The sequence below is a fragment of the Mesorhizobium sp. WSM4807 genome (assembly GCF_055811615.1).
The window spans coordinates 1814-28758 of the sequence record NZ_JBVVQY010000044.1 but is presented as its reverse complement, the minus strand read 5'-3'; the positions used below and the strand labels follow the sequence as shown (position 1 = coordinate 28758).

The 26945-nt window shown below is 63.8% G+C and carries 21 protein-coding genes, 1 tRNA gene and 1 pseudogene; 12 read left to right on the top strand and 11 right to left on the bottom strand.

What is annotated here, in order from left to right; genetic code table 11:
• The first annotated feature begins 27 nt into the window (after positions 1-27).
• From AC0L3N_RS31305 to AC0L3N_RS31295, 3 genes are read left to right on the top strand one after another with little or no spacing between them, the layout of a single operon-like run.
• Complete coding sequence (locus AC0L3N_RS31305) at positions 28-1089, top strand: ImuA family protein (RefSeq protein WP_473551438.1); 1062 nt, start codon at positions 28-30, stop codon at positions 1087-1089.
• Positions 1031-2512: a DUF6504 family protein gene (locus AC0L3N_RS31300; protein WP_473551436.1), complete on the top strand. Its 1482-nt coding sequence runs from the start codon at positions 1031-1033 to the stop codon at positions 2510-2512. Before AC0L3N_RS31305 ends, AC0L3N_RS31300 begins: the two co-directional genes overlap by 59 nt.
• Complete coding sequence (locus AC0L3N_RS31295) at positions 2509-5796, top strand: error-prone DNA polymerase (protein ID WP_473551435.1); 3288 nt, start codon at positions 2509-2511, stop codon at positions 5794-5796. The genes AC0L3N_RS31300 and AC0L3N_RS31295 overlap by 4 nt, the downstream gene beginning before the upstream one ends.
• 68 nt (positions 5797-5864) lie before the next feature.
• Here the strand turns inward: AC0L3N_RS31295 and AC0L3N_RS31290 are convergent, their stop codons facing one another.
• From AC0L3N_RS31290 to AC0L3N_RS31275, 4 genes are all read right to left on the bottom strand, one after another.
• Positions 5865-6101, bottom strand: coding sequence for a Trm112 family protein (locus tag AC0L3N_RS31290; RefSeq protein ID WP_095495672.1), 237 nt, complete (start codon positions 6099-6101; stop codon positions 5865-5867).
• Positions 6102-6387: 286 nt separating this feature from the next.
• Entirely contained in the window at positions 6388-7059 is a 672-nt protein-coding gene (locus tag AC0L3N_RS31285) for an LON peptidase substrate-binding domain-containing protein (protein ID WP_095495673.1), read from the bottom strand.
• A 154-nt stretch (positions 7060-7213) separates the two neighbouring features.
• Positions 7214-8200 (bottom strand): thioredoxin, encoded by a 987-nt coding sequence (trxA, locus tag AC0L3N_RS31280; RefSeq protein ID WP_473551433.1) that lies wholly within the window; start codon positions 8198-8200, stop codon positions 7214-7216.
• Between the two features lie 93 nt (positions 8201-8293).
• Positions 8294-8791 (bottom strand): prolyl-tRNA synthetase associated domain-containing protein, encoded by a 498-nt coding sequence (locus tag AC0L3N_RS31275; RefSeq protein WP_095495674.1) that lies wholly within the window; start codon positions 8789-8791, stop codon positions 8294-8296.
• 230 nt (positions 8792-9021) lie between these two features.
• Here AC0L3N_RS31275 and AC0L3N_RS31270 point away from each other — a divergent pair.
• Positions 9022-9096: transfer RNA gene (locus AC0L3N_RS31270), tRNA-Gly, on the top strand.
• Between the two features lie 1007 nt (positions 9097-10103).
• On the opposite strand, the gene AC0L3N_RS31265 is transcribed toward AC0L3N_RS31270, so the two are convergent.
• From AC0L3N_RS31265 to AC0L3N_RS31255, 3 genes are all read right to left on the bottom strand, one after another.
• Positions 10104-10613, bottom strand: a complete 510-nt coding sequence (locus AC0L3N_RS31265; protein WP_473551432.1) for an FkbM family methyltransferase — start codon at positions 10611-10613, stop codon at positions 10104-10106.
• On the bottom strand, positions 10610-10954 hold the full coding sequence (locus AC0L3N_RS31260; protein WP_473551430.1) for a hypothetical protein: 345 nt from the start codon (positions 10952-10954) through the stop codon (positions 10610-10612). The genes AC0L3N_RS31265 and AC0L3N_RS31260 overlap by 4 nt, the downstream gene beginning before the upstream one ends.
• Positions 10955-11064: 110 nt before the next feature.
• The gene (locus AC0L3N_RS31255) at positions 11065-11934 is read right to left on the bottom strand and encodes a helix-turn-helix domain-containing protein (RefSeq protein ID WP_123148736.1); all 870 of its coding nucleotides are present in this window, start codon (positions 11932-11934) and stop codon (positions 11065-11067) included.
• 106 nt (positions 11935-12040) lie between these two features.
• Between AC0L3N_RS31255 and AC0L3N_RS31250 the strand changes: the two genes are divergently transcribed.
• From AC0L3N_RS31250 to AC0L3N_RS31220, 7 genes are all read left to right on the top strand, one after another.
• Positions 12041-13312: an extracellular solute-binding protein gene (locus tag AC0L3N_RS31250; protein WP_123148735.1), complete on the top strand. Its 1272-nt coding sequence runs from the start codon at positions 12041-12043 to the stop codon at positions 13310-13312.
• A gap of 232 nt (positions 13313-13544) precedes the next feature.
• Positions 13545-14405, top strand: a complete 861-nt coding sequence (locus tag AC0L3N_RS31245; RefSeq protein WP_077380981.1) for a carbohydrate ABC transporter permease — start codon at positions 13545-13547, stop codon at positions 14403-14405.
• Positions 14402-15253, top strand: a complete 852-nt coding sequence (locus tag AC0L3N_RS31240; RefSeq protein ID WP_473551429.1) for a carbohydrate ABC transporter permease — start codon at positions 14402-14404, stop codon at positions 15251-15253. Before AC0L3N_RS31245 ends, AC0L3N_RS31240 begins: the two co-directional genes overlap by 4 nt.
• Before the next feature lie 7 nt (positions 15254-15260).
• On the top strand, positions 15261-16343 hold the full coding sequence (locus AC0L3N_RS31235) for an ABC transporter ATP-binding protein (RefSeq protein ID WP_473551427.1): 1083 nt from the start codon (positions 15261-15263) through the stop codon (positions 16341-16343).
• A gap of 114 nt (positions 16344-16457) precedes the next feature.
• The gene (locus AC0L3N_RS31230; protein WP_473551426.1) at positions 16458-18497 is read left to right on the top strand and encodes an aldo/keto reductase; all 2040 of its coding nucleotides are present in this window, start codon (positions 16458-16460) and stop codon (positions 18495-18497) included.
• 476 nt (positions 18498-18973) lie between these two features.
• Entirely contained in the window at positions 18974-19918 is a 945-nt protein-coding gene (locus AC0L3N_RS31225; RefSeq protein WP_473551424.1) for a MurR/RpiR family transcriptional regulator, read from the top strand.
• A 202-nt stretch (positions 19919-20120) separates the two neighbouring features.
• Complete coding sequence (locus AC0L3N_RS31220) at positions 20121-21899, top strand: NAD(P)-binding domain-containing protein (protein WP_473551422.1); 1779 nt, start codon at positions 20121-20123, stop codon at positions 21897-21899.
• Positions 21900-22053: 154 nt separating this feature from the next.
• On the opposite strand, the gene AC0L3N_RS31215 is transcribed toward AC0L3N_RS31220, so the two are convergent.
• The 3 genes from AC0L3N_RS31215 to AC0L3N_RS31205 all read right to left on the bottom strand — a co-directional run bounded on the left by AC0L3N_RS31215 (position 22054) and on the right by AC0L3N_RS31205 (position 24488).
• Positions 22054-23283, bottom strand: a complete 1230-nt coding sequence (locus AC0L3N_RS31215) for an amidohydrolase/deacetylase family metallohydrolase (protein ID WP_473551421.1) — start codon at positions 23281-23283, stop codon at positions 22054-22056.
• 28 nt (positions 23284-23311) lie between these two features.
• On the bottom strand, positions 23312-23677 hold the full coding sequence (locus AC0L3N_RS31210) for a RidA family protein (RefSeq protein ID WP_287059145.1): 366 nt from the start codon (positions 23675-23677) through the stop codon (positions 23312-23314).
• Positions 23678-24059: 382 nt separating this feature from the next.
• Positions 24060-24488 carry an Lrp/AsnC family transcriptional regulator gene (locus tag AC0L3N_RS31205; RefSeq protein ID WP_128285146.1) on the bottom strand — a complete coding sequence of 143 codons (429 nt, stop codon included), beginning with the start codon at positions 24486-24488 and terminating at the stop codon, positions 24060-24062.
• A gap of 123 nt (positions 24489-24611) precedes the next feature.
• On the opposite strand from AC0L3N_RS31205, the gene AC0L3N_RS31200 reads away from it, so the two are divergent.
• Positions 24612-25715 (top strand): saccharopine dehydrogenase family protein, encoded by a 1104-nt coding sequence (locus AC0L3N_RS31200; protein ID WP_473551419.1) that lies wholly within the window; start codon positions 24612-24614, stop codon positions 25713-25715.
• A 168-nt stretch (positions 25716-25883) separates the two neighbouring features.
• Here AC0L3N_RS31200 and AC0L3N_RS31195 read toward each other — a convergent pair.
• Positions 25884-26840 (bottom strand): annotated as a pseudogene (locus tag AC0L3N_RS31195) (FAD-dependent oxidoreductase); the annotation flags it as partial.
• Between the last annotated feature and the right edge of the window lie 105 nt (positions 26841-26945).

Sequence of the window (26945 nt, the reverse complement as noted above, 5' to 3'; positions counted from 1 at the left end):
AACAATTGTGAGTGGAAGCTGACCGTCATGGCGACAAGCGCCGTGGCGCGGGAGACTGTTTTTGCCCTGCGCCGCCAGATCGCGAAGATCGAGGGAACGCTGCCCGAGCGTCTGGAGGCGCCGGCCGGCGCAGCCCCCGTTGATGCGCCCCGGAATCCAACAGCTGATGTCACCCCCCGGAATCCAACAGCGGACATCCCGCCTCAGGATCTAACAATCGTCCGCCGCGGCCTCGCCGCGGCGCCGCCCGATGCGTTTCTGCGCACCGGCGCCGAAGGTCTCGATACTGCGCTCAGCGGCGGCCTGCCGAAGGCGGCGCTGAGCGAGATCCATGGCGCCGCGACCCGCGATGCCGGGGCCGTCGCCGGCTTCGCCCTGTCGCTCGTCAGCCTGATCCTCAAACAGGGGCCGCGACTGCCGGTCCTGTGGATCGGCACCGCGGAAATCTTCCGGGAGGCCGGCTTTCCCTATGCCAGGGGGCTTCACGCCCTTTTCGGCATCGAGCCGGAGCAATTGCTGTTTTCCGAGGCGCCAAGGCTCCTCGATGCGCTGTGGACCGCCGAGGAGGCCGCCCGGATGACGGCACTCGCCGCCGTCATCCTCGAAATCCGCGGCAGTCCGCAGCGGCTGGACCTCACCGCGACGCGGCGGCTGCACGCCCGGGCACAGAATGCCGGCCGGCCGGTGTTCCTGCTGCGCCAGGCCGGCGAATCCGAGCCGACGGCGGCACCCGTCCGCCTCGTCCTGTCGGCGGCGCCGTCGGCACCCCGCGAGACGATCGCCGGGCCGCTCGCCGGCTCGATCGGCCGCCCCGCCTTCACCGTCAGCATCGGCAAGAGCCGCACGGCCTTGCCAGGACAATTCACACTGGAGTGGAACCCCGATGAACGCAGTTTCGAGGAAAGAAGGACCGGGGAAGAACGGGCAGCGAATCCTGTCCCTGTGGTTTCCGCATCTCGCCGCGGAAAGGATCCTGCGGCAGCGTCTGGGGCGGTCCTGGCGTTCCCGGCCGTCGGATCACCTGCCCCTGGTGATCAGCCATCGCCAGGGGAACGCGCAGCGCATCGCCGCCCTCGACGAGCGGGCTGAGGCGCTTCACCTGAAGCGCGGCATGGGCATAGCCGACGCGCGCGCCATGCATCCCTCGGTCGACGTGGTGGAAGCCGATCCCGAGGCCGACCGCCGCCTGCTCGAAAGCCTTGCCGACTGGTGCGACCGCTACACCCCGCTGGTGGCGCTCGACGCAGCCGATGGCCTGTTCCTCGACGTCACCGGCTGTACCCATCTTTTCGGCGGCGAACGGTCGATGCTGGACGACATCCTGTCGCGCTTTTTCCATCAGGGTTTCGCTGTCCGCGCCGGCCTTGCCGCCACACCTGGTGCAGCCTGGGCGGCGGCGCGGTTTGCCAGTGATCGCATTGTCCCCGGTGGCGAAGAGGAAGCGCTCCTCGCACCCTTGCCGCTGGCGGCGCTGCGCATCGAGCCTGATATCCGCGCCAGCCTGGAAAGCGTCGGCCTGCGCACGGCGGGCGCCGTCATGGCAGCACCGCGCGCGCCGCTCGCCCGCCGCTTCGGTGTCTCGCTGCTTTTGCGCCTCGACCAGGCGCTCGGCCGCCTCGACGAGGCGGTGTCGCCGCACCTGCCGGTGGCGCCGCTTTCGGTCGAACGCCATCTCGCAGAACCCATCATGCTGACCGACGAAATAGAGCGGCTGGTGAAAATGCTGGCGACGACATTGAAGGCGGACCTCGAGCGCCGCGGCGAGGGCGCAAGAAGGCTGGCGCTGCTGCTTTTCCGCGTCGACGGCGCCGTCAGCCGCATCGCCGTCGGCACCTCGCGGCCGTTGCGCGAGCCGTTGCTGATCCAGAAATTGTTTCACGAAAGGCTTGCCGCGCTCGAACAGGACATCGATGCCGGCTATGGCTTCGATCTCGTGCGCCTCTCGGTCCTGTCGGCTGCGGCCTTCGACATGCAGCAGGCGGATCTCGCCGGCGAAACGCGCGACGACGGCGCCGACATCGCCCTTTTCGCCGACCGCATCCGCGCCCGGCTCGGCGACAGCGCGGTTTTGAAACCGGTCGCCGTCGAGAGTCATCTGCCGGAGCGCGCCGTCGCCATGCTTCCCTATGCGGAGGCGCCGCAAAGGGTCTCTCCGCCGAAGAAGCCGGGCAAGATACAAGACACTTCCTCCAAGCCTGTCTTTCGGCCGGAACGGCCGATCCGGCTGTTCCGTTCGCCCGAACCGATCGAGGTGCCGGCCACCGAAATGCCTGAGGGACCGCCGATGAATTTCCGTTGGCGGCGGGCTCTCTACCGGGTCGCGCGCGCCGAAGGGCCCGAACGCATCGCCCCGGAATGGTGGCGGGAGGCGGCGGGGCAGGAGGACGCGCCGACCCGGGATTATTTCCGCATCGAGGATAGCGACGGCCGCCGTTACTGGCTCTACCGCCAGGGTCTCTACGGCGCCTCGCACGCTGCGCCGCGCTGGTTCATGCATGGGGTCTTCGCATGAGCGCGCTGACGGCCGTTCCCTATGCCGAATTCGGCATCCAGTCGAATTTCTCGTTCCTGCGCGGCGCCTCGAAACCGGAGGAGCTGGTGGTCGCGGCAAAGTTCCTGGGCTTTTCGTCGATCGGGCTTGCCGACCGCAATACGGTGGCGGGCGTCGTGCGCGCCTGGCAGCAGGCCAAGGTGGAAGGTCTTTCCTATCATCCTGGCTGCCGCCTGGTTTTTTGCGACGGCACGCCCGACGTTCTCGCCTATCCGCAGGACCGCAAAGGCTGGGGCCATCTGTGCCGCATGCTGACGCAAGCCAATATGCGCGACGAAAGCGAAAAGGGCGCACCGCTTCTCTATCGCGACGACCTTTTCGAATGGGGCGATCTCATGTCGCTGGCAGTCCTGCCGGATCTGTCGGCGGGCGCCAATGATGACCTCACTTTGCTTAGCCGGCTTAAAGATCGCTTCGGCAAGGCTTTGCGGCTTGCCGTTTCGCCGGATTATCACGGCAACGACCGCTTCCGTATCGAGCAGGCAGCTGCCATGGCTGAGGTATCAGGCATTCCGCTGATGGCGACCAACGACGTTCTTTACCATACGTCCGAACGGCGCCGGTTGCAGGACGTGCTGACGGCGATCCGCCTCAACGTACCTGTTTCCGAAGCGGGGCTGGAACTGGCGGCCAATGCCGAGCGCCATTTGAAGCCGCCAATGGAGATGGCGCGGCTTTTCCGCAGGCATCCGCAGGCACTGGCGGAAACGCTGCGCTTTGCCGGCGAATTGAGCTTCTCTCTCAGTGACCTCCAATACAATTATCCCGACGAGCCGACGGAATCCGGCCTCGGGCCACAGGCCGAATTGGAAAGGCTGGCTCGAGAGGGAGCCGCGATACGGTATCCCTCAGGCGTTCCCGCCGATGTGACGAAGCGCATCCGGGAAGAGCTCGCTTTGATCGAGCGCCTGAATTACGCGCGCTATTTCCTGACTGTCTACGACATCGTCAAATTCGCCCGCAGCCAAGGCATACTCTGCCAGGGACGCGGCTCCGCAGCCAACTCGGTGGTCTGCTATTGCATCGGCATCACCGAAGTGGGCCCCGAGCGGATCGACTCGCTTTTCGAGCGCTTCATTTCCGAGGAAAGAAACGAGCCACCCGATATCGATGTCGATTTCGAACATGAAAAGCGCGAAGAGGTCATCCAGTATATCTATTCCAAATACAGCGCCAAGCGCACCGCGCTTGCCGCGGCCGTCGTCAGCTACCGGGGCCGGTCGGCGATGCGCGAAGTGGCCAAGGCGATGGGCCTGTCGGACGACGTCAGGAGCGCGCTGTCCAGCTCGATCTGGGGCTGGTCGACCTCGGAGCTCGGCGAAAAGGAGACCAGGGCCGGCGGCCTCGATCAAACCGATCCGTCGACAAGGCAGGTGATCGAATGCGCCAACGAGATCATGGGCTTTCCCCGTCATCTGTCCCAGCATGTCGGCGGCTTCGTCATCACCAGGGACCGGCTCGACGAGATCGTGCCCATCATCAAGACGGCGATGGACGAACGCAAGATGGTCGAGTGGGACAAGGACGATCTCGACGCGGTGAAAATCCTCAAGGTCGACGTGCTGGCGCTCGGCATGCTGACCTGCCTGCAGCGTGCCTTCACGCTACTTCAGGATCATTATCCGGAGGCACGGGATGACTATGGCCAGCCCTATGTGCTGGCCACCCTCCCGGCCGAGGACAAACATGTCTATGAGATGATCTGCCGCGCCGACACGATCGGCGTCTTCCAGATCGAATCCCGCGCCCAGATGTCGATGCTGCCGCGCCTTAGGCCGAAAACATTCTATGACCTCGTCATCGAGGTGGCGATCGTGCGGCCGGGCCCGATCCAGGGCGACATGGTCCACCCCTATCTGCGCCGCCGGCAGGGCAAGGAAAAGCCCGAATATCCCAAGCCGGAGCTGGAAGAGATACTCGGCAGGACGCTGGGCGTGCCACTGTTCCAGGAACAGGCGATGAAGATCGCCATCGTCGCCGGCGGCTTCAGGCCGGGCGAGGCCGATGAACTGCGCCGCGCCATGGCCACTTTCAAGCGCACCGGCACGATCGGCAATTATCGCAAGCGGATGGTCGAAGGCATGGTTTTGCGGGGTTACGAGAAGGACTTCGCCGAGCGCTGCTTCAAGCAGATCGAGGGTTTTGGCGAATACGGCTTTCCCGAAAGCCATGCCGCCTCCTTCGCCCTGCTGGTCTATGCCTCCTGCTGGTTCAAGACCTTCTATCCCGACGTGTTCTGCGCCGCGATCCTGAATTCCCAACCAATGGGGTTTTACCAGCCGGCTCAGCTTGTCCGCGACGCGCGCGACCATGGCGTCGAAATCCGCGAGGTCGACGTCAATTTTTCCGGTTGGGATTGCGCATTGGAGGAAGCGCCTTTCGACCCGGCCCGCGTCCTCGACCGCCATGCCCAGATGCGCGGCGTCATCCGGACCAATCATGCCGTCCGGCTGGGTTTTCGCCAGGTCAAGGGCCTGTCGAAGGAGCGCATGGAGGTGTTTGTCGCCAGACGCGGCGACGGCTACGCAACCGTTCGCGATGTCTGGCTTCGCTCAGGCCTCTATGTCGACGAGATCGAGAAGCTGGCGCAAGCCGACGCTTTCCGTTCGCTCGGTCTCGACCGCCGCGACGCCCTATGGGCGGTCCGCGCGCTCGACGGCAGGAGTGCCGCCGAGACCCTGCCGCTGTTCGACCAGCCGGGGATCCGCTTGCGCGATCTCGAGCCCGAGACCAGGCTGCCGACAATGCCGCTCGGCGAGCATGTTATCCACGACTACCGTTCGCTCGGCCTGTCGCTGAAGGCGCATCCGCTTGCCTTTCTGCGCCAGCGGCTGGACCGTTCCGGCGTCACGCCCAATGCGCGCCTCGGCCAGGTTCGGGACGGCAAGCGCGTTTCGGTCGCCGGCCTTGTCCTGGTGCGGCAGCGACCGGGTAACGCCAAAGCGATTTTCCTGACGCTGGAAGACGAGCAGGCGGTCGCCAACGTCATTTTCTGGGAAAGAACCTTCAACCGCTACCGGCCCATTGTTATGGGCGCGCGGCTGGTCCGTGTCACCGGCAAACTGCAGTCGGAATCGGACGTCATCCATATCGTTGCCGACAAGGTCGAGGATCTGACGCCCTGGCTGTCTGTGCTTTTGGAGGAGAAGCCCGATGTACCTGTCGTGCAAAACGACCGGCAGGATATCGCGACACTATCGGGGAAGGCAGAAAGGGTCATGCCCAAGGGGCGGAATTTTCAATAGGGGATACCGGTGCGGCGGTGCACAATCTTGCGACATGTCGGCGGGATAGCGAAAAGGATCACCACAGTTCAAGACGGTCCGCCCAGGCGCGGCGGCAATCCGTCCTCGAAGGGGAGCGAGCGCGCCTCCGAAGGCAGCATGATCGGGATGCCGTCACGCACCGGATAGGCAAGCCGTGCGACCCTCGAGATGAGCTCGTTGCGCTCCGGATCCCAGGTAAGCGGGCCCTTGGTCAGCGGGCAGGCCAGCAATTCCAGCAGTTTCGGGTCGACATTGGCCTTCTTTCCATCACGCCCATCCACCATTCGGTCTGTCCTTCTCCCGGGGCAATCACTTCAGGTTCGCATTCGCCCTCAATCTTTGGGCGTTTGCGCTGCCCCTCACCTGCCTGCCGGCATCCTCTCCCCGTATAGTGACGGGGAGAGGGGCGCTCATCGATGGTTTCGCCAATCACCCGCGTAGCAGAATGTCCGCCAAGGTTGCCGACAGCCCCTTCTCCCCGTCCCTATACGGGGAGAAGTGCCCGGCAGGGCGATGAGGGGCGGCGCCGACTTCCGCAATTGGGCTAATCCCTGCGTCCTTCTACCTTGCCTACTGCAGACTCGACCCGAAATCCTCGTTCTCGCGTGCCAGTGCCATTTCGGTGATGGCGATCAGCGTTTCGGCGCGTGTCTTCAAATCCGCCGCTTCGAGCAGCGCCTGTTTCTCGGCCGGCCCGTAGGGAGCCATCATCGATAGCGCATTGACCAGCATGGCATTTTCGGCGCGGCTGACGCTTTCCCAGTCGGCTTCAAGATCGTTGGCCTGCAAATAGGCGCGAAACGCCTTGAGCAGCGCCGGCCGGTCGATCCCGGCCTCTGCCTGATCTTCGTCGAGATCGGTGAGAAAGGGCGCAAACCGGCACTGGCGGAAGGGCGTCTTGACCGCGAGTTCCTGCACGATGCGGAACCGGCACACACCTTGCAGCGAAATCAGGTAACGGCCGTCGCCGCTCTCGGAAAGCGCGATGATGCGTCCGGCGCAGCCGACATTGCAAAGCTCCGGCTCGCCGTCGGCACGCCGCGCGCCGTCGAGGCTGGGCTGTATGACGCCGATCAGCCGCGATCCGGCGATCGCTTCATCCACCATCTCCAGATAGCGCGGCTCAAATATGTTGAGCGGCATGCGGCCACCCGGCAGCAGCAATGCGCCTTCAAGCGGGAAGATCGGCACCGTCGACGGCAAATCCGTATCAAGCCGGTAATGCGCGTTTCCCGCCTGCACTTCGAACCTCCGCTCGCTTCCTCAAGAAGCGCATCAAATCCCGATCCTCCCCAATCGGCACAAGCGAGAGAACCGATGGCCTGATCTCTCGCCTAATCTGGCGCAGCCGCCGCCGACCGCAAGGCCATCAGGCAAAAACAGCTGGATGCCGTGCTCAGGAAAACAGCAGCGACGACAATTTGCGCCGCGCCGCCAGCGTTGCCTCGTCGGTCATGCCCCATGCCTCGAAGAACTGCAGCAATTGCGTCTTGGCGCCGTCGTCGTTCCACGAGCGATCGGCTTTGACGATCGCCAGCAGATTGTCGGCCGCTGCCATGCGCTCACCGTTGGCGTTCTGGATCATGGCAAGATCGAACCGTGCCTGGTGGTCCCCGGGGTTCTCAGCCAGGCGCCGCTCGAGTTCGGCCGGATTGCCAAGTGCTGCTGCCTGCGCGGCAAGCGCCATCTTGGCACGCAGCGCGGCAAGCGGCGGCGCATCCTTTTTTGCTTCCGGCGCCCGCGCCAGCACGGCTTCGGCGCCCTCGGCATCGCCGGCCTCGAACAGCAGATCGCCCAGCCCGGCAATCGCCTCGATCGTCTCCGGCGCCTGTTCCAGGATCGCGTCGTAGATATCCGCCGCGGTCTGCACATCGCCGGCGTCGCGCGCCTCCGCGGCCGCGGCTAGTGCCTCGGCCACCTGCGGCGCACCATTATTCTTGCCGCCGACCTTCTGGATGAACGCGGCGATCTGGCTCTCGGGGATGGCGCCCATGAAGCCGTCGACCGGCTGGCCGTCCCTGAAGGCGATGACTGCCGGTATCGACTGGATGCCGAGCTGTCCGGCGATCGAAGGATGGTCGTCGATGTTCATCTTGACCAGCTTGACCTTGCCGCCGGCGGCTGTGACCGCCTTTTCCAGCAGCGGCGTCAGTTGCTTGCAGGGTCCGCACCATGGCGCCCAGAAATCGACCAGCACCGGCTGACGGCGCGATTCCTGGATGACGTCGGCGGCAAATGTGGCGGTCGTCGTATCCTTGATGACGTCGACGGCGACAGGCGGCTCGCCAAGCGCGACTTTCGCGGGGGTGGCGTCAGTGCCGCCATACTGCACCGACGTGGCATACTGCCCGCCACTGCTGCCAAATGGATTGTTGTCGCTCATCTCGTCATCCTTTCGGTCGCGCCGCCGGCCACCGGCCCGGCGCAACATCCTTATCCCCACTCGGAAGTCGGTTTATCGTCATCCATGTGGCGATCATGCCGTGACTTTCAAGATAACAGCATCATGCCCGGTTGCCTCGACGAATTTGACAAGGTCGGCGGCGGCGATTGATGTCGTTGCCTCATTGGTCAGCGGATGGGCATTGATGACCGCATGGCCCATCAACTCCTGGTCGAGAACGACCTTGACCCGCAACTCCGTATCGTTGATCAAGCCGAACACCGTGACCGCCCCCGGAACGACGCCGAGAAGCTCCATCAGCATCTCCGGCTTGCCGAAGGACACGCGCCCGGCGGCGCCGATGACATTGTGGATCTGCTTGAGATCGACCACCGCCTCCTCGCCGACGCTGACCAGGAAGAAATTGTCTTTCTTGTCCTTGAGGAAAAGATTCTTGGTGTGCCCGCCGGCGATTTCTCCACGCAGCGCCTGCGAATCGGCGACCGTGAACAGCGGCGGATGACGCAAGGTCGAGACCTCGATCCCGAGATCGGCGAGAAAGGCGAAAAGCTCGGCTTCGGTTTTCGGCATGTTGTTTCTTGTGGGACTTCTTGTTGTCGCGGTTTGGATCATGCCGTTTACGGCCAATGACGCGGCCGAGACAAGACCGTTGCGCAGCAAGGCTGCCGATTGCGTTCCTATCCGCGCTAGGGAAGGCTCGTTTACGTCGCCGGTGCGGCCAAAAAACCTGCGATTTGCCTGTTGCAATCGCCGCGCCCTTCAGCCATATAGGCGCGGCTTGCGGCCCAAAAGCCGCGCGAGCGGGTGTAGCTCAGGGGTAGAGCACAACCTTGCCAAGGTTGGGGTCGAGCGTTCGAATCGCTTCACCCGCTCCAATTTCCCAAGGGGAATCAAGCATCGAAAAGCCGCGGTTCGCCGCGGCTTTTTCGCTTTTGGGCTTGCACGGCATCACTCAGCAGACGGAGCGAGCTTGTGGCTTGCCGGCTGCCTGCAGGCGCTTTGTTCGCCGCTCGGAAAACCCCCAATAGAGTTAGGACCTTTGCCTTTCAATTTCGGACCAAGGTCCCTTGCGGACAGGTGTATTTAAACCAAACTGGCTAAGCAGTGGACCATCATATTAGAGAGTCCTCATATTCATAACCCGGAATCATCCTGGCGGGAGGGCGGCTCGAAGGAGGAATTATGAAAACTCGAACCAGTCTGTTCGCAACGGTCGCCGCTCTCGCCCTTGTCGCGTCTCCAGTCCTCGCCGGACCCGGCGGCAATGGCGGCGGGAAGGGTAACGGCGCAAGCAACGGCAACGGCGGAAACTCGGCCGCGGCCGGATCGCAGGGACACGGAGCCGCAACGTCTGCGGCGGCCAGGGATAAGTCCACTCGGGGAATTGCTCATGCAATGGCTGTCGTTTCGACGACGCCAGCCTCGCCGCAGGCCACCCTGTCCTTGCAGGTAGCCTTGGACAAGTTCCTGGCAAGAACGGCCGCGGATGACCCGGTAGAGTCTTCCGACGACACCTCCGGCGAAATTCCTGACGCTGCCGAATAGAATTGCAAATCATGCGCTGCGCGGCGGCGCACCGCATTATCGAGATTCTTGCCAGGCTGGCGGGCTCCTTCATCTGTTCGGCCGATGCCCCGGATCAAGGAAAAGCCGACATTTGAGCCAGGTCCTAAGGGATCTGAGCCAGATCCTAAGGGATCCCTGGACGGTCCTGCCCCTACAGACTGATCCAGAGAGCGCCACCGGCTTCGGCCGGTGGTGCGTTTTTAGCGCGGACGCTCAACTGGCCCGTGGCCGTTTTGGTGCCGGGTTCGGAGGGCGGCTTCGCGAGGCGGGCGGGCTCGGCGAGGATATGCTGACTTCCGGCGCACTGCGCCTGTCTCTACCGTCCTCCAAGGCGACGCACTGGAAGGACCGGCGGCGTTAGCGGGGAACTGCGAACATGTCGAAATTTCTTCTTCCTGCCGAGGTCGTTTTCGCTGAGCTTCGGACCGAACAGCGTTGTCGGCCCAGCCAGGTGGACGTCGTAGCCCTTGTCGGCAAAGAACTGGTGCATCCGCAACCGCTCGTCCGCCGAAAGATTGTGATTGACCTCGGACTTGATGTAGGGCCGGCATTCGTCGATCAGCGCGCCGATCGAGGTCAAAACCGACAGGTCGTGCGACTCCACGTCGGTCTTGATGTAGCGCAGGCGCTTGATGCGCTGGCCAAGCCGGGCACGGATCAACGGTTCGATCCGCCGCCCCTCGACCGGGATACTGAAAGCGCTGCCGTGCTTCCACCGCGACACCCCGGTGTGGTTGCCGCCGTTCTCGAACTCCGGGTTGCCGTAGTCGAAGACGAACGACCCATCTTCCGGCGTTGCCGCGTAGGGAATCGGAAAAATGTTCAATCGGGAAGGATTGAGCGCGGCATTGGCGCCGAGGATCGTGAGGTATAAGGGTTCGGCTCGAAAGCGAGGACCAGGCCCTGCGGTCCGCAGGCGAGCGCTATCGGTACCGTGCTGTCGCCGACCTGGGCGCCAACATCGATCGCCACGTCGCCATCGCTCAGGAACATCCGGAGATCATCGACCTCGCCCTGGGCGAGATCGAGATCTGCCCCGCGCGGGTTCTTCCATCGAGCGAATTCAATCTTCCCGTCTTTCGGGAGATCGATGATCTGTATCGAGTGGCCGTAAACGCGTGTTCTTGGCTTCAATCCAAGCAGGTAAAAAAATTCTTTGAGCCTCATCCGCTGCTGATAGCTCAACCCGTGACGGCATTTCAACCGGCGCAGGGCGTTGTAGCGCCGGCATCGACCGGCGTGGCTCTATTTGACTTGGACTATCTGATTCACTGGGACTATCTGGCGCCTGCACCTCTGCGAAAATCCGAAGGCGACATGCCGGCCAGTTTGCGGAACGACTTGTTGAAGGCGCTGAGCGAGCCGAAGCCGGAGTCCATGGCGACGCGCAGCACGTTGGCGTCCTGGTGCATCAGCAGCGCCTGCGCGTAGCTGAGCCGCAACAGGTTGACATATTCGTTGAGTGTCATGCCGGTCGATTTCTTAAAAATGCTCATGGCGTATTTGGGATGAATGTCGGCCGCCGCCGCGATGTCCACGCAGTCGATGTCGTAGAGGAAATTCTCCGCGATGAAGTCGCACATGCGCCCGACATTGCGCAGGGATTGCTGATCGAAGGGGCTGCCTGCTTCCTGCTCGATCGGAGTTTCGGGTACCAGCCGGTAAGGTTCGAAGCGCACCCGCTCCAGCCGCAGAAGCAGTTCGTTGACGGCGTGCTCGGCTTTGCCCGGATCGCCTGACCGGACGTAGCGGTTCCAGCGCTCGAAATTGTCGCTGTCGGACCGGTCGGTGGCATTGGTCACCAATGTCGCGCCCGTCATCAGCCGGTTGCGGACGTCCGCGGGCAGGTGCAGCCGGAAGAAGTGCACCAGCGGCAGATGCGCGCCGGCATAGACGGCGTCGTCCGACGCATCGTCCATCTGGTGCGGCAGGCCGCCCCAGAACAGGCACATGTCGCCGGCCGAAAGCGAGATCTCGTGCTCATCCATGCGGTAGTGCACGGCGCCGCGGACGATGAAATTCACCTCGACCTGGGCATGCCAATGCGGCTTCAGCATCACCAGAGGCTGGGTGTGAAACATCTGCAGCAGCAGCGGCAGACCCTCCACGCTGCTGGCGCCAGGCTGGTAAAACGGCCTTTCCGGCATCTTACTTTCCGCCAATTTTTTATTCCTTTTGTCGCGGACAAGCCTTCCCCAGTGCCTAGTCTAGGCATGCTCGCGATGAGAGAGCAAATGAAATGGGAGGATTTCAATGCGCACCATACTGACCTGCGCCGCGCTCGCGCTTGCCCTGGGCTCTGCCCCGGCCTTTGCGCAATCCGGCGAAATCACGATCTGGAGCTGGAACGTCGCCGCTTCGTCGCTGAAGGCCACCATAGAAGGTTTCAACAAGCAATTCCCCGACATCAAGGTCACGGTCCAGGATCTCGGCAACAACCCGACCTACGACAAGTCGATCGCCGGCTGCGCCGCCGGCGGCGAGGGGCTGCCGGACATCGTGACGATCGAGAACGGCGAGGCCGAGAACTACTGGAGCCAGTTCCCGGACTGCTTCGTCGACCTTCACACGCTCGGCTATACAGCCGAAGACCAGGCAAAATTCCCCGACTTCAAGCGCACCGAGCTCGAAGTGGAAGATAAGGCCTATGCGATGCCGTGGGATTCAGGCCCGGTGGCGATGTTCTACCGCCGCGACTTCTACGAGAAGGCCGGCGTCGATCCAACCTCGATCAAGACCTGGGACGATTTCATTGCTGCCGGCAAGAAGATCCAGGAGGCCAATCCTGGTGTGAAGATGACCAATGCCGATTTCAACGGCGACTCCGAATTCTTCCGGATGATCGCCAACGAGCAGGGCTGCGCCTATTTCGCCGCCGACGGGCAGTCGATCACCGTCAATCAGCCGGCCTGTGTGGCGTCGATGACCAAGATCAAGGAGATGAATGATGCCGGCATCATCACCTCGGCCGACTGGAGCACCAAGATCACCAACAACACCGCCGGCACTGTAGCCACCCAGATGTATGGCGGCTGGTACGAGGGCACCATACGCACCGAGTCGCCCGACGGCAGCGGCAAATGGGGCGTCTACCTGATGCCGAGCCTCACTGCCGACGGCCCGCGCGCCGCCAATCTCGGCGGCTCCTCGCTCGCCATCACCTCGGTGTCCAACAACAAGGAAGCCGCCTACGCCTACCTGAAATACTCGCTCGCGACCAACGAGGGCCAGATAGCGATGCTGAAGGGCTTCGGCCTCGTGCCGTCGCTGATCTCGGCGCTCGATGACCCCTATGTCTCCGAAGGCCAGCCCTATTGGGGCGGCCAGGCGGTGTGGAAGGATATTCTCGGCACCTTGCCCAAAGTCGTCCCGAGCCGCGGCACGCCGTTCCAGAGCGACGCGGAAATCATCGTCCGCGCGGTGCAGACCACATATCTGGGCGGCGGCTATCCCGATGCCAAGGCGGCGCTCGACGATGCTGCAAGCCAGATCGCCTCGGCGACCGGTCTGCCGGTCGAAGAGTGAGCTGAACGCGGCTCCCCCTTGTCCCCTTGTGGGAGAAGGTGTCGCCGAAGGCGACGGATGAGGGGTGTTCCAGCTTGGCGCCAGCGCCGAGTTTCTTCCAGCACCCCTCAACCATCTTGGCGCTGCGCGCCAAATCCACCTTCTCCCACAAGGGGAGAAGGTAAGACAGCGGCGGCGCCGACTTCGACAGCAGGCCGGCAAACCTAGAAACGAGAGGCAAAGGAGGGCAATGATGCGCTATCAGAACGCCACGGCGTATCGCTTCCTCGCGCCCTACCTGCTGATCTTCTCGATCTTCTGGCTGTGGCCGATCATCAGCTCCTTCCTGATCTCCTTCCAGGCGACGCGCACCGTGCCGTGGCGGTTCGCGCCGACCTTCAACTGGGGCCGGCTGATCGGCGATCCGGCCTTCTTCAACGCGTTGAAGAACACTTTGCTTATCCTCGTCATCCAGGTGCCGGTGATGATCACCTTGGCGATCGTGATGGCCGTGCTACTCAATTCGCCGCTGCTGAAAGCCCGTGGCCTGTTCCGCTTCGCCTTCTTCGCTCCTGTCGTGGTCGGCGAAGTCGCCTATTCGGCGGTGTTCCGGCTGATGTTCAACCTCGATTACGGCATCATCAACAAGCTGCTGAACAGCGTCGGCCTGCCGCGTATCGACTGGTTTTCCAACGTCACCCCGGCGATGGCGGTCATCATGATCGCGGTGACCTGGCGCTGGGCCGGCTACAACGCCATCATCCTGCTCGCCGGCCTGCAATCCATCCCCCAGGATGTCTACGAGGCGGCGACGCTGGACCGCGTCAGCAAGCTCAAGCAGTTCTTCTACATCACGCTGCCGCTGCTCAAGCCGATCATCGTGTTCTGCGCCGTGCTGTCGATCATCGGCACCATGCAGCTGTTCACCGAACCGTTCCTGATCACCGAACGCGGCGGACCGGGCGGCGGCACCGAAACGCTCGGGCTGCTGCTTTACCGCCAGGGTTTCAGGTCGCTCAATTTCGGTTACGCCTCGGCCATCGCCTACACCATGGCCGGGCTGGCGATCGCCATCTCGCTTGTGCAACTGTGGCTGACGAGGGAGCCGAAATGAGCTCGCGTTCCTCTTCGAGCCGTTCCTCCGCCAGATTGGGACGCAGCATCGCGCTGCATCTCTTCCTGACGCCGCTGGCGCTGATCTGGCTGTTTCCGCTGTGGATGATGGTAATCTTCTCGACCATGCCCGACAGAGGCATCTTCAGTCCCAGCATCGAGCTTTTGCCGCACGGCAGTTTCCTCGACAATGTCAACAATTTGCAGCGCGACACGAATTTCATCGGCGCCATCGGCATCTCCGTCTCGGTGGCGGTCACCTACACGTTCCTGTCGGTACTGCTCACCTCGATGGCCGGCTGGGCGCTGGCGCGCTACCAGTTCTTCGGCAAGGGCGTGGTCGTCGCGATCATCCTCGGCACCATCACGCTTCCCTATGCGGTCGTGCTGATCCCGCAATTCATCATGGTGGCGCGCGACTTCAAGCTCGCCAACACCTGGGGGGCGCTGATCGTGCCGCCGCTCTTCAATTCGCTCGGCGTGCTGTTCATGCGGCAGAGCTTCTCGATGATGCCGGGCGATCTGTTCGACGCCGCTCGCGTCGAGGGGGTCAAGGAATGGCGGATCTTCCTGTTCGTAGCGCTGCCGCTGGCGCGGCCGATGCTGGCGGCGCTCGCCATCATCCTGTTCCTTGCCTCCTGGAACAATTATCTCTGGCCGCTGCTGATCAATTCCAAGCCCGGCGCGATGACGGCGCCGGTGGCGCTCGGCACGCTGATCGGCCTCACCAAAGTGTCGTGGGGCGGCATCATGGCGGGCGCCGTCATGCTCACCGTGCCGATGCTCGTCGTGTTCGTGCTCTTGCAGCGCCATTTCGTCGCCGGCATTGCCGCCGGCGCCATCAAATAGGATCAGCATGGCAGCGGTCACACTCAAGAATGTCGTTAAGCGCTTCGGCGTCTTCGAGATCGTTCACGGCGCGAACATCGACGTCAACGACGGCGAATTCATCGTCTTCGTCGGCCCTTCCGGCTGCGGAAAATCCACGCTGCTGAGGATGATCGCCGGACTCGAGGACATCAGCGGCGGCGAGATCATCATCGGCGGCAAACTGGTGAACGACATCGAGCCGGCCGATCGCGGCATCGCCATGGTGTTCCAGTCCTACGCGCTTTACCCGCATATGAGCGTCGAGCAGAATCTGAGCTTCGGGCTGAGGATGAACGGCAACCCGAAAGCCGACACCGAACGGCGGGTGAAGCGAGCCTCCGAAATTCTCCGCATCGCCGAGCTGATGAAGCGGCGCCCGCGGCAGTTGTCGGGCGGCCAGCGCCAGCGCGTCGCCATCGGCCGCGCCATCGTGCGTGAACCGCAAGTGTTCCTGTTCGACGAGCCGCTGAGCAATCTCGACGCCGAGCTCAGGGTGCAGATGCGGGTCGAGATCTCGCGCCTGCACAAGGAGCTCGGTGTCACCATGATCTATGTGACGCACGACCAGACCGAAGCGATGACGCTGGCCGACAGGATTGTCGTGCTTAACGCCGGCAATATCGAGCAGATCGGCGCGCCGCTCGACCTCTATGACGACCCGGCCAATCGCTTCGTCGCCGGTTTCGTCGGCTCGCCGAAGATGAATTTCATGGCGGCGAAAGTGGTCGGGAACGACGGCGCAGTAACCCTCGAACTCACCAACCATTGTGGCGCCAAGCTACGGAAGCCGCTTTCGGGCGCCCCGCCTGCGGTCGGCGCCGAGGTCGTGCTCGGCGTCCGGCCGGAGCATTTCTTCGAGGCCGGCGAGGGCGATTGCGACATCGCCGTCAAGGCCGATGTCGCCGAACATCTCGGATCGGTGAGCTATGTTTATGCCAATGCCGGACCAGAGGAACTGATCATCGAGCGCGAGGCATCGCGGCAGCGGGCGAATGGCGACCACATGGTGGTGTCGATCAAAGCCGGCCGGTCGCTTCTCTTCGACAAGTCAGGTGCACGCATTCGCTAATGCATGTCGCCCAAACTGCGCAGCGGTTGGGACAACGACATGCATAAAAACAAAGACACGCCAATTTTTCTTTCACCAACTCGCGACGCCGAGGCGACCCCAAGGAGATTTGAAATGACGTCCGAACCACGAAAAATCCGCTGGGGCATTCTCGGGCCCGGCACCATCGCCAAGGCCTTTGCCGGCGGTGTGGCCCATTCGCATACCGGCGAACTGGTTGCGCTCGGCGCACGCAATCCCGGCAAATCAGGCCTCGCCGATAACTTCCCGGGTGCTCGCATCCTCGACGGCTACGATGCTCTGCTCGCGGACCCGGACGTCGACGCGGTCTACATTTCGACGCCGCACCCCAGCCACGCCGAATGGGCGATCAAGGCGGCCGAGGCCGGAAAGCATGTGCTTTGCGAAAAGCCGATGGGGCTAACCGCTTTCGAGGCGGACGCGATGATCCATGCAGCGCGCAAGGCCGGCACCTTTCTCGGCGAAGCCTTCATGTACCGGCTGCATCCGCAGACGGCAAAGCTGGTCGAGCTGATCAGGTCCGGCGCGATCGGCGAGGTGCGCATGGTGAAGTCGAGCTTCGGCTTCGCCATGCCTGATTTCATGCCGGAACACCGGCTCTACGCGAACGATCTCGCTGGCGGCGGCATTCTGGATGTCGGCGGCTATCCCGTTTCGATGGCGCGGCTGATTGCCGGGGCAGCATTGGGAAAACCCTTCGCCGAGCCGGACAAGGTGGCGGGTGCTGCGCATCTTGGCCAGTCCGGCGTCGACGAATGGGCTTCGGCGCTGCTGCATTTTCCCAGTGGCATCGTCGCCGAAGTCTCCTGCGGCATTTCGCTGGCGCAGGACAATGTCCTGCGCATCCTTGGCACCAAGGGCCGCATCGAGGTCGCGGATTTCTGGTATGCGAGCGGCAGGGAAGGCGGCACCGGCGAGATTCGCATCATCCGTCCGGGCGGTGAGAAGTTGGTCGAGGTCAGGGAAGACCGCTGGCTCTACGCTTTCGAGGCCGACGCCGCCGGCGAGGCGATCCTGGCCGGAAAGCAGGAGTTTGCCTGGCCGGGCATGGGCTGGGCCGACAGCCTCGGCAATCTGCGCGTGCTCGACAAATGGCGTGCCGCCATCGGGCTCGAATACGAGATCGAGAAGCCCGAAAAACGCGTCAACACCATCTCCGGCCGGCGGCTGCGCTCCGGCGGCACCACCATCCCGAAGCGCGAAATTCCAGGCCTGCCGCCGCCGGCCTCGTGCCTGGCGCTCGGCTTCGAGGATTTTCGCACGTTCTCCTCGGGCATGATCCTGCTCGATGGCTATTTCGAAGCCGGCGGCAACGTCTTCGACACGGCCTACATCTATGGCAGCGGCTACACCGAAACGCTGCTCGGCCAGTGGTTGAAGAACCGCGGCGTGCGTGAGCAATCGGTGGTCATCGGCAAGGGCGCGCACACCCCGCTCTGCTATCCCGATGTGATCGGCAAGCAGCTCACCCAGTCGCTCGACCGGCTGCAGACCGATCATGTCGACGTCTATTTCATGCACCGCGACGATCCGGACGTGCCGGTCGACGAATTCATCGACGCAATGGACAGGGAGGTCAGGGCTGGCCGCATCCGCGGTCCGTTCGGCGGCTCGAACTGGACTAGGGAACGCATGGACGAGGCCATTGCCTATGCCGAGCGGACCGGCAAGCAAAAGCCTGGCGCGCTTTCGAACAATTTTTCTCTGGCCGAAATGCTGGTGCCGATCTGGCCGGGTTGCGTCACATCGTCGAGCGATGAATGGAAGGCCTGGCTGACCGCCCGGCAGATGCCCAATTTCGCCTGGTCGAGCCAGGGCCGGGGTTTCTTCACCGGTCGCGCCGGGCGCGACCAGCGCGACAATGAAGAGCTGGTCCGGGTCTGGTACTCGGAAAAAAATTTCGGCCGCCGCGACCGGGCGATCGAGCTCGCGAACAGGCTGGGCAAGAGCCCGATCCATGTCGCGCTGGCCTACGTCCTGGCCCAGCCGTTCCCGTCCGTCCCGCTGATCGGACCACGCACGCTCGACGAGTTGGAGGACAGCCTGCAGGCCCTCGACATTGCGCTTTCGCCTGACGACATCGCGTGGCTGGATGGCGGTTCGGACCAACATCCCGCCCGACGCACGGGCTAACTTACCTTTCCTTCTCCCCTTGTGGGGCCCGAAGGGCGGGCGAGGCCCGTGACTCGCCCCGGGGCGGTGGATTGGCGCGCAGCGCCAAGACGGATGGTTGGACGGAGTGCCGTCGGTGCCAAGCTGGAGCACCCCTCATCTGTCGCCTTCGGCGACACCTTCTCCCACAAGGGGAGAAGGGAAGACGGGGCGGCGCAACGCCGCGACTCCGCCCTACCTACCCGCTCACCTTCGGTCAGCAGTTCCAGCCGGTCATCAGCCTGTAACTCTCCTACTTTACTGCCAAGCGGCGACCACGGCCCTCGCTGGCAAGATCGCTACTCTCAGCCACATGTGTTTGTTTTAAGTGAGCTTTCTATTTCTTGAAAAGCTTGTTGCTTTCCTACATACTTCGGGAACCGGCCGCGTGAGGCGAGCAGGCGAGCGGTGCGCGAACGTGGTAGAGGTCGAGTTCCACGAACGGCAGGGGATGACTCATGACCGAAGCTGAAGGCCAGGTACGATTGACCTCGGGCGACGAACCCGATGGGCGCGATCATGTCAGCCGCATCCCCGACATCATCTCGCTGGTCAAGGACTCTTACGCTGAATTGCGCCCTGCGGAGCGGCGCGTCGCCGATGTCGTGCTCGACGATGTCAGATTCGCAGTCGACGCTTCCAACGCAGCACTTGCGCAGCGCGCCCAGGTCAGCGAACCCACCGTGACCCGGTTCTGCCGGGCCATTGGCTGCGAGGGCGTGCGCGATTTCAAGCTGAAGCTGGCGCAGAGCCTAGTCGTCGGCGCGCTCTATCTGAGCAAGCCGCCGCCCACCAGCGGCGACAACGGCATGCCGTTCTGGAATGCCGTGTTCGGCGAAGCACGCCGGGCGCTGCAGGAGGCCGAACGGCAGCTCGATCCGGCACAGCTGGTGAAGGCGGCCGAGCTCATCGCCAAGGCGCGCCAGGTCACGGTGTTTGGCCTTGGCGGCTCTTCGTCGGCGCTGGCGCAGGAAACCCAGTACCGGCTGTTCCGCTACGGCATCACCGTCAGCGCCCAGTGCGACCCGTATCTGATGCGGATGACCGCCTCGACCTTGAAGCCCGGCGATCTGGTGATCGCCATTTCGGCGACCGGACGCACCCGCGAAGTGATCGAGGCCGTCGAGCTGGCCAAGCATTACCGCGCCAACGCGATCGGCGTGACCGCGCCCGACACCGACCTTGCCCGCGCCTGCGACGTCAGGCTGACGGTGGCGGTGCCCGAATATCCCGACACGCTGAAGCCGACCGCCTCGCGGTTTGCCTTTCTGGCCGCGATCGACCTGATGGCGGTGGCGGCCGCCTACAAACTCGACGGCTCGGCCCACGAAACGGTCCGCCGCATCAAATATAACGCCCAGATCCACAGGACGGGCAAAGAGATGGAGCCGCTGGGGGACTGAGAGGCGCGGCTTCTCGTTCTCCCCTTGTGGGAGAAGGTGGCCGAGCGAAGCTCGGTCGGATGAGAGGTGTTCCAGCTTGGCACCGCCGCATTCCGTCCAGCACCCCTCAACCGTCTTGGCGCTACGCGCCAATCCACCTTCTCCCACAGGGGGAGAAGGAAAGACCGGGCGGCGCCGACTTGAAACGCAGAGGAGACAACAGATGCTCGACATGGGACCATCGAAACAGGCGGCCACCTGGTTTTCCTCCCTCTCCCGCGCGCTCGAGACGGGCGACGCAGCGGCCGCGACCAACCTGTTCGTCGAGGATTGCTACTGGCGCGACCTGCTGACCTTCACCTGGAACATCAGGACGATCGAAGGCCGCGCGGCGATCCGCGACATGCTGGAAGCCACACTGGCTACGACCAAGCCGACTGCCTGGCAGCTCAGTGGCGAGGCAAGCTCGGACGAAGGCATCGTCGAGGCTTGGTTCACCTTCGAGACGTCATCGGCGTGGGGCCGGGGCATCATGCGCCTGCAGGACGGCCGATGCCGGACGCTGTTCACGGCGATGAGCGAACTCAAGGGTTTTGAGGAGCGCAAGGGACCGGCGCGGCCGTTGGGTGTCCGCCACAAGGCCGACCCGGACCGCGAGACCTGGTCGGAGGCGAGGGCACGCGAGACGCGTAATCTCGGCGCCATTGAGCAGCCCTATTGCCTGGTCATCGGCGGCGGCCAAGGCGGCATCATGCTGGGGGCACGGCTGCGGCAGCTCGGCGTACCGGCCCTCATCATCGAGAAGAACGCTCAAGCCGGCGATTCCTGGCGCAACCGCTATCGCTCGCTCGTGCTGCACGATCCGGTCTGGTACGACCATCTGCCCTACATCCCGTTTCCGGAGAACTGGCCGGTGTTCACGCCCAAGGACAAGATGGGCGACTGGCTGGAAATGTATACGCGCGTCATGGAGCTCAATTACTGGCCCTCCACGAGATGCGTCAGCGCCAGCTATGACGAGGCGGAAAAGATCTGGACGGTCGAGGTCGATCGCGCCGGCGAGAGCATCACGCTGAAACCCAGGCACATCGTCTTCGCAACCGGCGCCTATGGCCCGCCGAGGCAGATCGAGCTTCCGGGCGCCACGGCGTTCCAGGGCGAGATCCTGCATTCCAGCCAGTATTTTAGCGGCGAAAAATTCCGCGGCAGACGCGTCGCGGTCATCGGCGCGGCAAGTTCGGGGCACGATGTCGCCGTCGATCTCTGGGAGAGCGGCGCTGAGGTGACCATGATCCAGCGCTCGCCGACGACGGTGGTCAAATCCGATACGCTGATGGAGGTCGGCTTCGAGATCTTTTCGGAAAAGGCGCTGGCCCGCGGTATCACCACCGAAAAGGCCGACATGATCGTCGCCTCCACGCCGTTCGCGGTGCTGCCGCAAAGCCAGCGGGCGCTCTACGACGTCATCAAGGCACGCGACGCGGCCTTCTACGACCGCTTGCGCGGCGCCGGCTTCGCCATCGATTTCGGCGACGACGAGACCGGGCTGCTGATGAAGGCCTACCGCACCGGCTCGGGTTACTACATCGACGTCGGCGCCTCGGATCTGATCATCGACGGCGAGATCGGCATCCGCAGCGGTGTCGAGATCAAGTCGCTGACGCCGACAGGAATCCTGTTCGACGACGGCACCGAACTGGCGGCCGACGCGATCATCTCCTGCACCGGCTATCAGTCGATGAACGAGACCGTGGCGGCGATCGTCTCGCGCGAGGTCGCCGACAAGGTCGGGCCGTGCTGGGGGATTGGCTCGGGCGTGAAAGGCGACCCGGGACCATGGCAAGGCGAACTGCGCAACATGTGGAAGCCGACGGCGCAGGAAGCTCTATGGTTCCACGGCGGCAATTTGGCGCTGTCGCGCTTTTACTCGAAATTCGTCGCGCTGCAGATCAAGGCGCGCATGGAAGGGATTGCGACGCCGGTTTATGGGGCGCCGGGGTGAAGCTGTAATCTCCCCCCTTGAGGGCCCTTGAGGGGGAGATGGCCGGCAGGCCAGAGGGGGTCGCCGCACGTCGAGCGCCAACCTCCATCCGTTGCAGGAAGGCGAGCCCGGTCGAACCGACCCCCTCTGTCGCCTTCCCCCTCAAGGGGAGAGATCACCCACGCCCGAAATGCCTGGCCACAACATCGACATGCGTCTCATGCGCATGCGCTTCGAAGCGCTCGGTATCGCTCAGATCGTCCACCGCCTCGTTCGGCCACCAGGCGCCGCCGACCACGATGCCGTCCGAGACCAGCCGCTGCTCGGCGACCAGCGAGGCGCCGACCGCATCGACGAAGGTGAAACTGCCCGGACGCAGCCGCAGCACCGCGATGTCGCCGACGGCACCGACCGCCAGCGCGCCAAGCTCGGGCCTTGCGATCGCCTCTGCCGGCCGCTGTGTTGCGGCGCGCAGCACCTCGAGCAGCGGCATGCCGAGCGCCAGCAGCTTCGACATGCACACCAGAATGTCGAAGGCCGGTCCGTCGACGCAGTAGAGATGCACGTCGCTGCTGATCACGTCAGGCGCCAGCCCTTCGCTGAGCATCGCCCTGGCGACCTCGAAATCGAACGAGCCCATGCCGTGGCCGATATCGAAGATGACGCCGCGCTCGCGCGCCAGCCGCATGTCGGGCCGCACCGCGCCGGATGTGAAGATCGGCGCGTTGGGAAACGGCCGGAAGCAATGGGTGAGGATGTCGTCCTTGCGCAGCCGCGGCAGCACTTCCGAACGGCCGGGCGGCGGCTCGTCGATATGCGCCATCAGCGCCAGGCCGGCCTGGTCGGCGGCCTCGAGTGCGAGATCGACCGGCGCAATGCCGCTGCCGCCGCCGGCATGGCGACCGGAGCGGACTTTTACGCCGACAATCACCTCCGCGTGCTCGCGCACCGCCGCCACCGTCTCGCGCGGTTCGCAGAGCCGGAGATCGCTGCACTCGCCAACCGAAACGGTCTGCGAGAAGCCGAAAATCCCGGCAAAGGAAATGTTGACATAGGCCAGGATGCGCACCTTCGAGCGCTCGATGACGTGGCGGCGAAAACCGAGGAAGTTGCCGGCGCCGGCACTTCCGGCGTCGATGAAGGTGGTGGTGCCGCTTTTTGCGGCGAGGCGGTCGGCATCGACGCCGAGCGAGGTGCCGCCCCAATAGACGTGGCTGTGCAGATCGATGAGGCCGGGCGCGACAATGGACCCGGTGGCATCGATGACGCGCGCGGCGCGCTCGAAGGGAATGTCGGCATCGATCGCGGCGATGCGGCCACCGGCGATGGCCAGATCGCGTTGCGCGTCAAGGCCGGACGCCGGATCGATGAGGCGGCCGCCCTTCAGGAGAAGATCAAATTGCATCGGCGTCTGGCTCCGCTGTGTCTTCTCGTCAAACCGGTCTGTAGGCGACAGCCTCGACCTCAATCTTGATGTCGATCATCAGCCGCGACTCGACGGTTGTCCGCGCCGGCGGATCCTTTGGAAAATGCCTGGCATAGACGGCATTGAAGGCGCCGAAGTCGCGTGCGTCCTCGAGCCAGACTGTCGTCTTGACCACGTCGTCCATGGTGCAGCCGGCCAACGCCAGGGCTGCCTTCACGTTGGAGAGCACCTGCTCGGTCTGCTCGGCGATGCCGCCCGTCACCACCACGCCGTCGCTGCCGACCGGCACCTGGCCGGACACATAGACCATATCGCCGGCCCGGACCGCCGGCGATAGCGGCACATGGGATGTTCCAAAACACTGCTTGGGCAAGGACTGTTCTCCTTCAAAAATTTGCGCTTTGCCGTGCTTCCGGCAATCGCCGCAGAATCCGCGAGGTTCGGGCTCTTTCGCTGCGCCGTTTGCCCGTGCCGCAGGTCTACGCCCATCCTGACGATTCTCATACAGGCCGTGTTGGAAAGCAACATTTTTTGGGATTCATGTTGCTTTATTACAAAAGCATCGCAGGCGTGAGCCGAGCGCCGAAACTGCCCGATCTCCCCCAAGTGGGGAGATGTCCGGCAGAACAGAGGGGGCGCTGTCCCGCCGACGCCCCGAACGGTTCCGCTCGACAGCAGCATTTGGAAGGAACATGACCCGCAAGAGTATTTGCTCCGTCCTGGGGGGAAGCGGCCCAATGCTCCTACCAAGCCAGTCAGCGGTCGATCCGTGTCGACAGGATGATCGAGGACGACGTCCGTTCGACCCCGTCCATCGCGCCGATCTGGTCGAGGAGCGTGTCGAGATCCTTGATCGACGGCGCGTCGACGATGACGATCATGTCGAAATTGCCGCTCACCGAATGCAGCGTCCGCACTGGCGGCAGCGCCTGCAGGCTGCGCACCACCTTGTCGGCGAGCTTGGGCGTAACAGTGAGCAGGACATGCGCCCGCACCAGTCCCTGTTCGTAATCCGGCGAAAGCCTGACGCCATAACCGGTGATGATTCCGCGCTGTTCCAGCCGCTCGATCCGGCTCTGCACCGTTGTCCGCGACACGCCCAGCCGCCGCGCCAGCTCGGCCGTCGAGGCGCGCGCATTCGCGCGCAGCAGGGAAAGCAGGGCTTGTTCGGCGTTGCTAAGCACTTTCGACGAACCTCATCGGCATCCTGTTCAATTTGGCACTTCGTTTCGAACAGTTCAACGCTTCCTTTCGACAGGCAAGCTGCGAAACTATTTGTCGATCAAAGGTGAGGCGAGGGAACTGTCATGAAGAAAATCATCGTTGTCGGCGCCGGCAAGATCGGCTCGACCATTGCCGAGATGCTGGCTTCCACCGGCGACTATCATGTCACCCTCATCGACCGCTCGGCCGCACAACTCGGCGCGGCCGAACTGCCTGATACGGTCGAGACGCTCGAACTCGACATCGAAGCCGCCGGAACCCTTGAAGCGGCCTTGGCCGGCAAGTTCGCCGTGCTCAGCGCCGCCCCCTTCCATCAGACCACGCGCATCGCCGAAGCGGCAGCCAGCGCCGGCGTCCACTATCTCGACCTGACCGAGGATGTCGTCGCGACCCGACGCGTCAAGCAACTGGCGCGCTCCGCCAACAGCGCCTTCATCCCGCAATGCGGGCTGGCGCCGGGCTTCGTCTCGATCGTCGCCAACGATCTCGCCAGCCCCTTCGACACGCTGGAGAGCGTGCGCATGCGGGTCGGCGCGCTGCCGCAATACCCGTCGAACGCGCTGAACTACAATCTGACCTGGAGCACGGACGGCGTCATCAACGAATATTGCGAGCCTTGCGAGGCGATCGTCGAAGGCGAGCTTATCGAGGTGCCACCGCTGGAGGAGCGCGAGGAATTCTCGCTCGACGGCGTCACCTACGAGGCGTTCAACACCTCGGGCGGGCTCGGCACGCTGGCCGAAACGCTGAAGGGCAAGGTGCGCACACTGAACTATCGCACCATCCGCTACCCCGGCCACGCCGCGATCATGAAGGCGCTGCTCAACGATCTCGGCCTGCGCCACCGCCGCGACGTGCTGAAGGACATTTTTGAGAGCGCCCTGCCGGCAACGCTGCAGGACGTGGTCATCATCTTCGTCACCGTCAGCGGCCGCAAGAACGGCCGCCTGCTGCAGGAGACCTACGCCAACAAGATCTACGCCAAGCTAGTCGGCGATAAGGTGCGCAGCGCCATCCAGATCACCACGGCCTCCGCCATCTGCGCGGTGCTCGACATGCTGGCCGACGGCACCTTGCCGGCGAAGGGTTTTATCAAGCAGGAAGACATCGCCCTCGACGCTTTCCTCGCCAACCGCTTCGGCCGCGCCTATGCGCAGCACGAAATGGTTAGCCGGCTTGCGGGGTGAGCTGTGTAATCTCCCCCCTCGAGGGGGAGATGTCGCCGAAGGCGACAGAGGGGGTCGCCTCGCGTAGAGCGCTAACCTCCATCTGTCGCAAGGGAGGTCGCATCCAGTCGAACCGACCCCCTCTAGCCTGCCGGCCATCTCCCCCTCAAGTGGGGAGATCACCTGCTCTCAAACATGCAGCGCGTGCCCAAGCGCCTTCAGCGCGGCTTCCTGAAAACCCTCGCCCTGTGTCGGGTGGGCATGGATGGTGCCAGCGATGTCCTCCAGCCGCGCGCCAATCTCCAGCGCCAGGCCGAACGCCGCCGAAAGTTCCGACACGCCCTGGCCGACCGCCTGGATGCCGAGCACCAGATGGTTGTCCGCGCGGGCAACGACCCGGACAAATCCATCTTCACCCATTTTGGTCATCGCCCGGCCATTGGCGGCAAACGGAAACAGGCCGACCTTGATCTCACCACCGAGCCCCTTTGCCTCCTCCGGCGAAAGGCCTGCGGTGACCAGCTCCGGATCGGTGAAGCAGATGGCGGGAATGCAGCGTTTGTCCCAGCTGCGCTTGTGGCCGGCGACGATCTCGGCGACCATTTCGCCTTGCGCCATCGCCCGGTGCGCCAGCATCGGCTCGCCGGTGACGTCGCCAATGGCAAAGATGCCGCGCATCGAGGTGCGGCACTGGTCGTCGATGCGGATGAATTTCCCCGCCATGTCGAGGTCGATCTGCTCCAGCCCCCAGTCTTCGATCACCGGCTTGCGCCCGACGGTGACCAGAATCCTGTCGGCAGCGATCTTGCCATTCTTTCCGGTGGCCGTCTCGATCAGCAGCGCATCGCGCTTGGTCGACAGCCCCTTGGCCTTGGCGTTCACGAGCACCTCGATGCCGAGCTCAGTGAGCCGTTTCACCACCGGCCGGGTCAGTTCGGCATCATACTGCGCCAGTACGCGCGGCAAAGCCTCGACAACGGTCACCCTGGCGCCCATCTTGGCGAAGGCGATGCCGAGCTCGAGCCCGATATAGCCGCCACCGACGACGGCAAGCCTTTCCGGCACTTCGCTCAGCCCCAGCGCTTCGGTGGACGAGATCACCGGCCCACCGAACGGCAGTGACGGCAGCTCGACCGACGCCCCGCCCCCGGGGGGGGGCCCCCCCGCCCCCCCCCCCCCCCCGGGGTGGGGGGGGGGGGGGGCCCCCCCCCCAAGTTGCGGCCCCCGGATATAGCCCCCCCCCGCACGGGT

Coding starts and splice junctions, on each gene's coding strand:
- AC0L3N_RS31305 (WP_473551438.1), top strand. CDS start 28: ATGGCGACAAGCGCCGTGGCGCGGGAGACTGTTTTTGCCCTGCGCCGC.
- AC0L3N_RS31295 (WP_473551435.1), top strand. CDS start 2,509: ATGAGCGCGCTGACGGCCGTTCCCTATGCCGAATTCGGCATCCAGTCG.
- AC0L3N_RS31290 (WP_095495672.1), bottom strand. CDS start 6,101: ATGGTGGATGGGCGTGATGGAAAGAAGGCCAATGTCGACCCGAAACTG.
- trxA (WP_473551433.1), bottom strand. CDS start 8,200: ATGAGCGACAACAATCCATTTGGCAGCAGTGGCGGGCAGTATGCCACG.
- AC0L3N_RS31275 (WP_095495674.1), bottom strand. CDS start 8,791: ATGCCGAAAACCGAAGCCGAGCTTTTCGCCTTTCTCGCCGATCTCGGG.
- AC0L3N_RS31260 (WP_473551430.1), bottom strand. CDS start 10,954: ATGAGGCTCAAAGAATTTTTTTACCTGCTTGGATTGAAGCCAAGAACA.
- AC0L3N_RS31255 (WP_123148736.1), bottom strand. CDS start 11,934: ATGCCGGAAAGGCCGTTTTACCAGCCTGGCGCCAGCAGCGTGGAGGGT.
- AC0L3N_RS31250 (WP_123148735.1), top strand. CDS start 12,041: ATGCGCACCATACTGACCTGCGCCGCGCTCGCGCTTGCCCTGGGCTCT.
- AC0L3N_RS31245 (WP_077380981.1), top strand. CDS start 13,545: ATGCGCTATCAGAACGCCACGGCGTATCGCTTCCTCGCGCCCTACCTG.
- AC0L3N_RS31240 (WP_473551429.1), top strand. CDS start 14,402: ATGAGCTCGCGTTCCTCTTCGAGCCGTTCCTCCGCCAGATTGGGACGC.
- AC0L3N_RS31235 (WP_473551427.1), top strand. CDS start 15,261: ATGGCAGCGGTCACACTCAAGAATGTCGTTAAGCGCTTCGGCGTCTTC.
- AC0L3N_RS31230 (WP_473551426.1), top strand. CDS start 16,458: ATGACGTCCGAACCACGAAAAATCCGCTGGGGCATTCTCGGGCCCGGC.
- AC0L3N_RS31225 (WP_473551424.1), top strand. CDS start 18,974: ATGACCGAAGCTGAAGGCCAGGTACGATTGACCTCGGGCGACGAACCC.
- AC0L3N_RS31220 (WP_473551422.1), top strand. CDS start 20,121: ATGCTCGACATGGGACCATCGAAACAGGCGGCCACCTGGTTTTCCTCC.
- AC0L3N_RS31215 (WP_473551421.1), bottom strand. CDS start 23,283: ATGCAATTTGATCTTCTCCTGAAGGGCGGCCGCCTCATCGATCCGGCG.
- AC0L3N_RS31200 (WP_473551419.1), top strand. CDS start 24,612: ATGAAGAAAATCATCGTTGTCGGCGCCGGCAAGATCGGCTCGACCATT.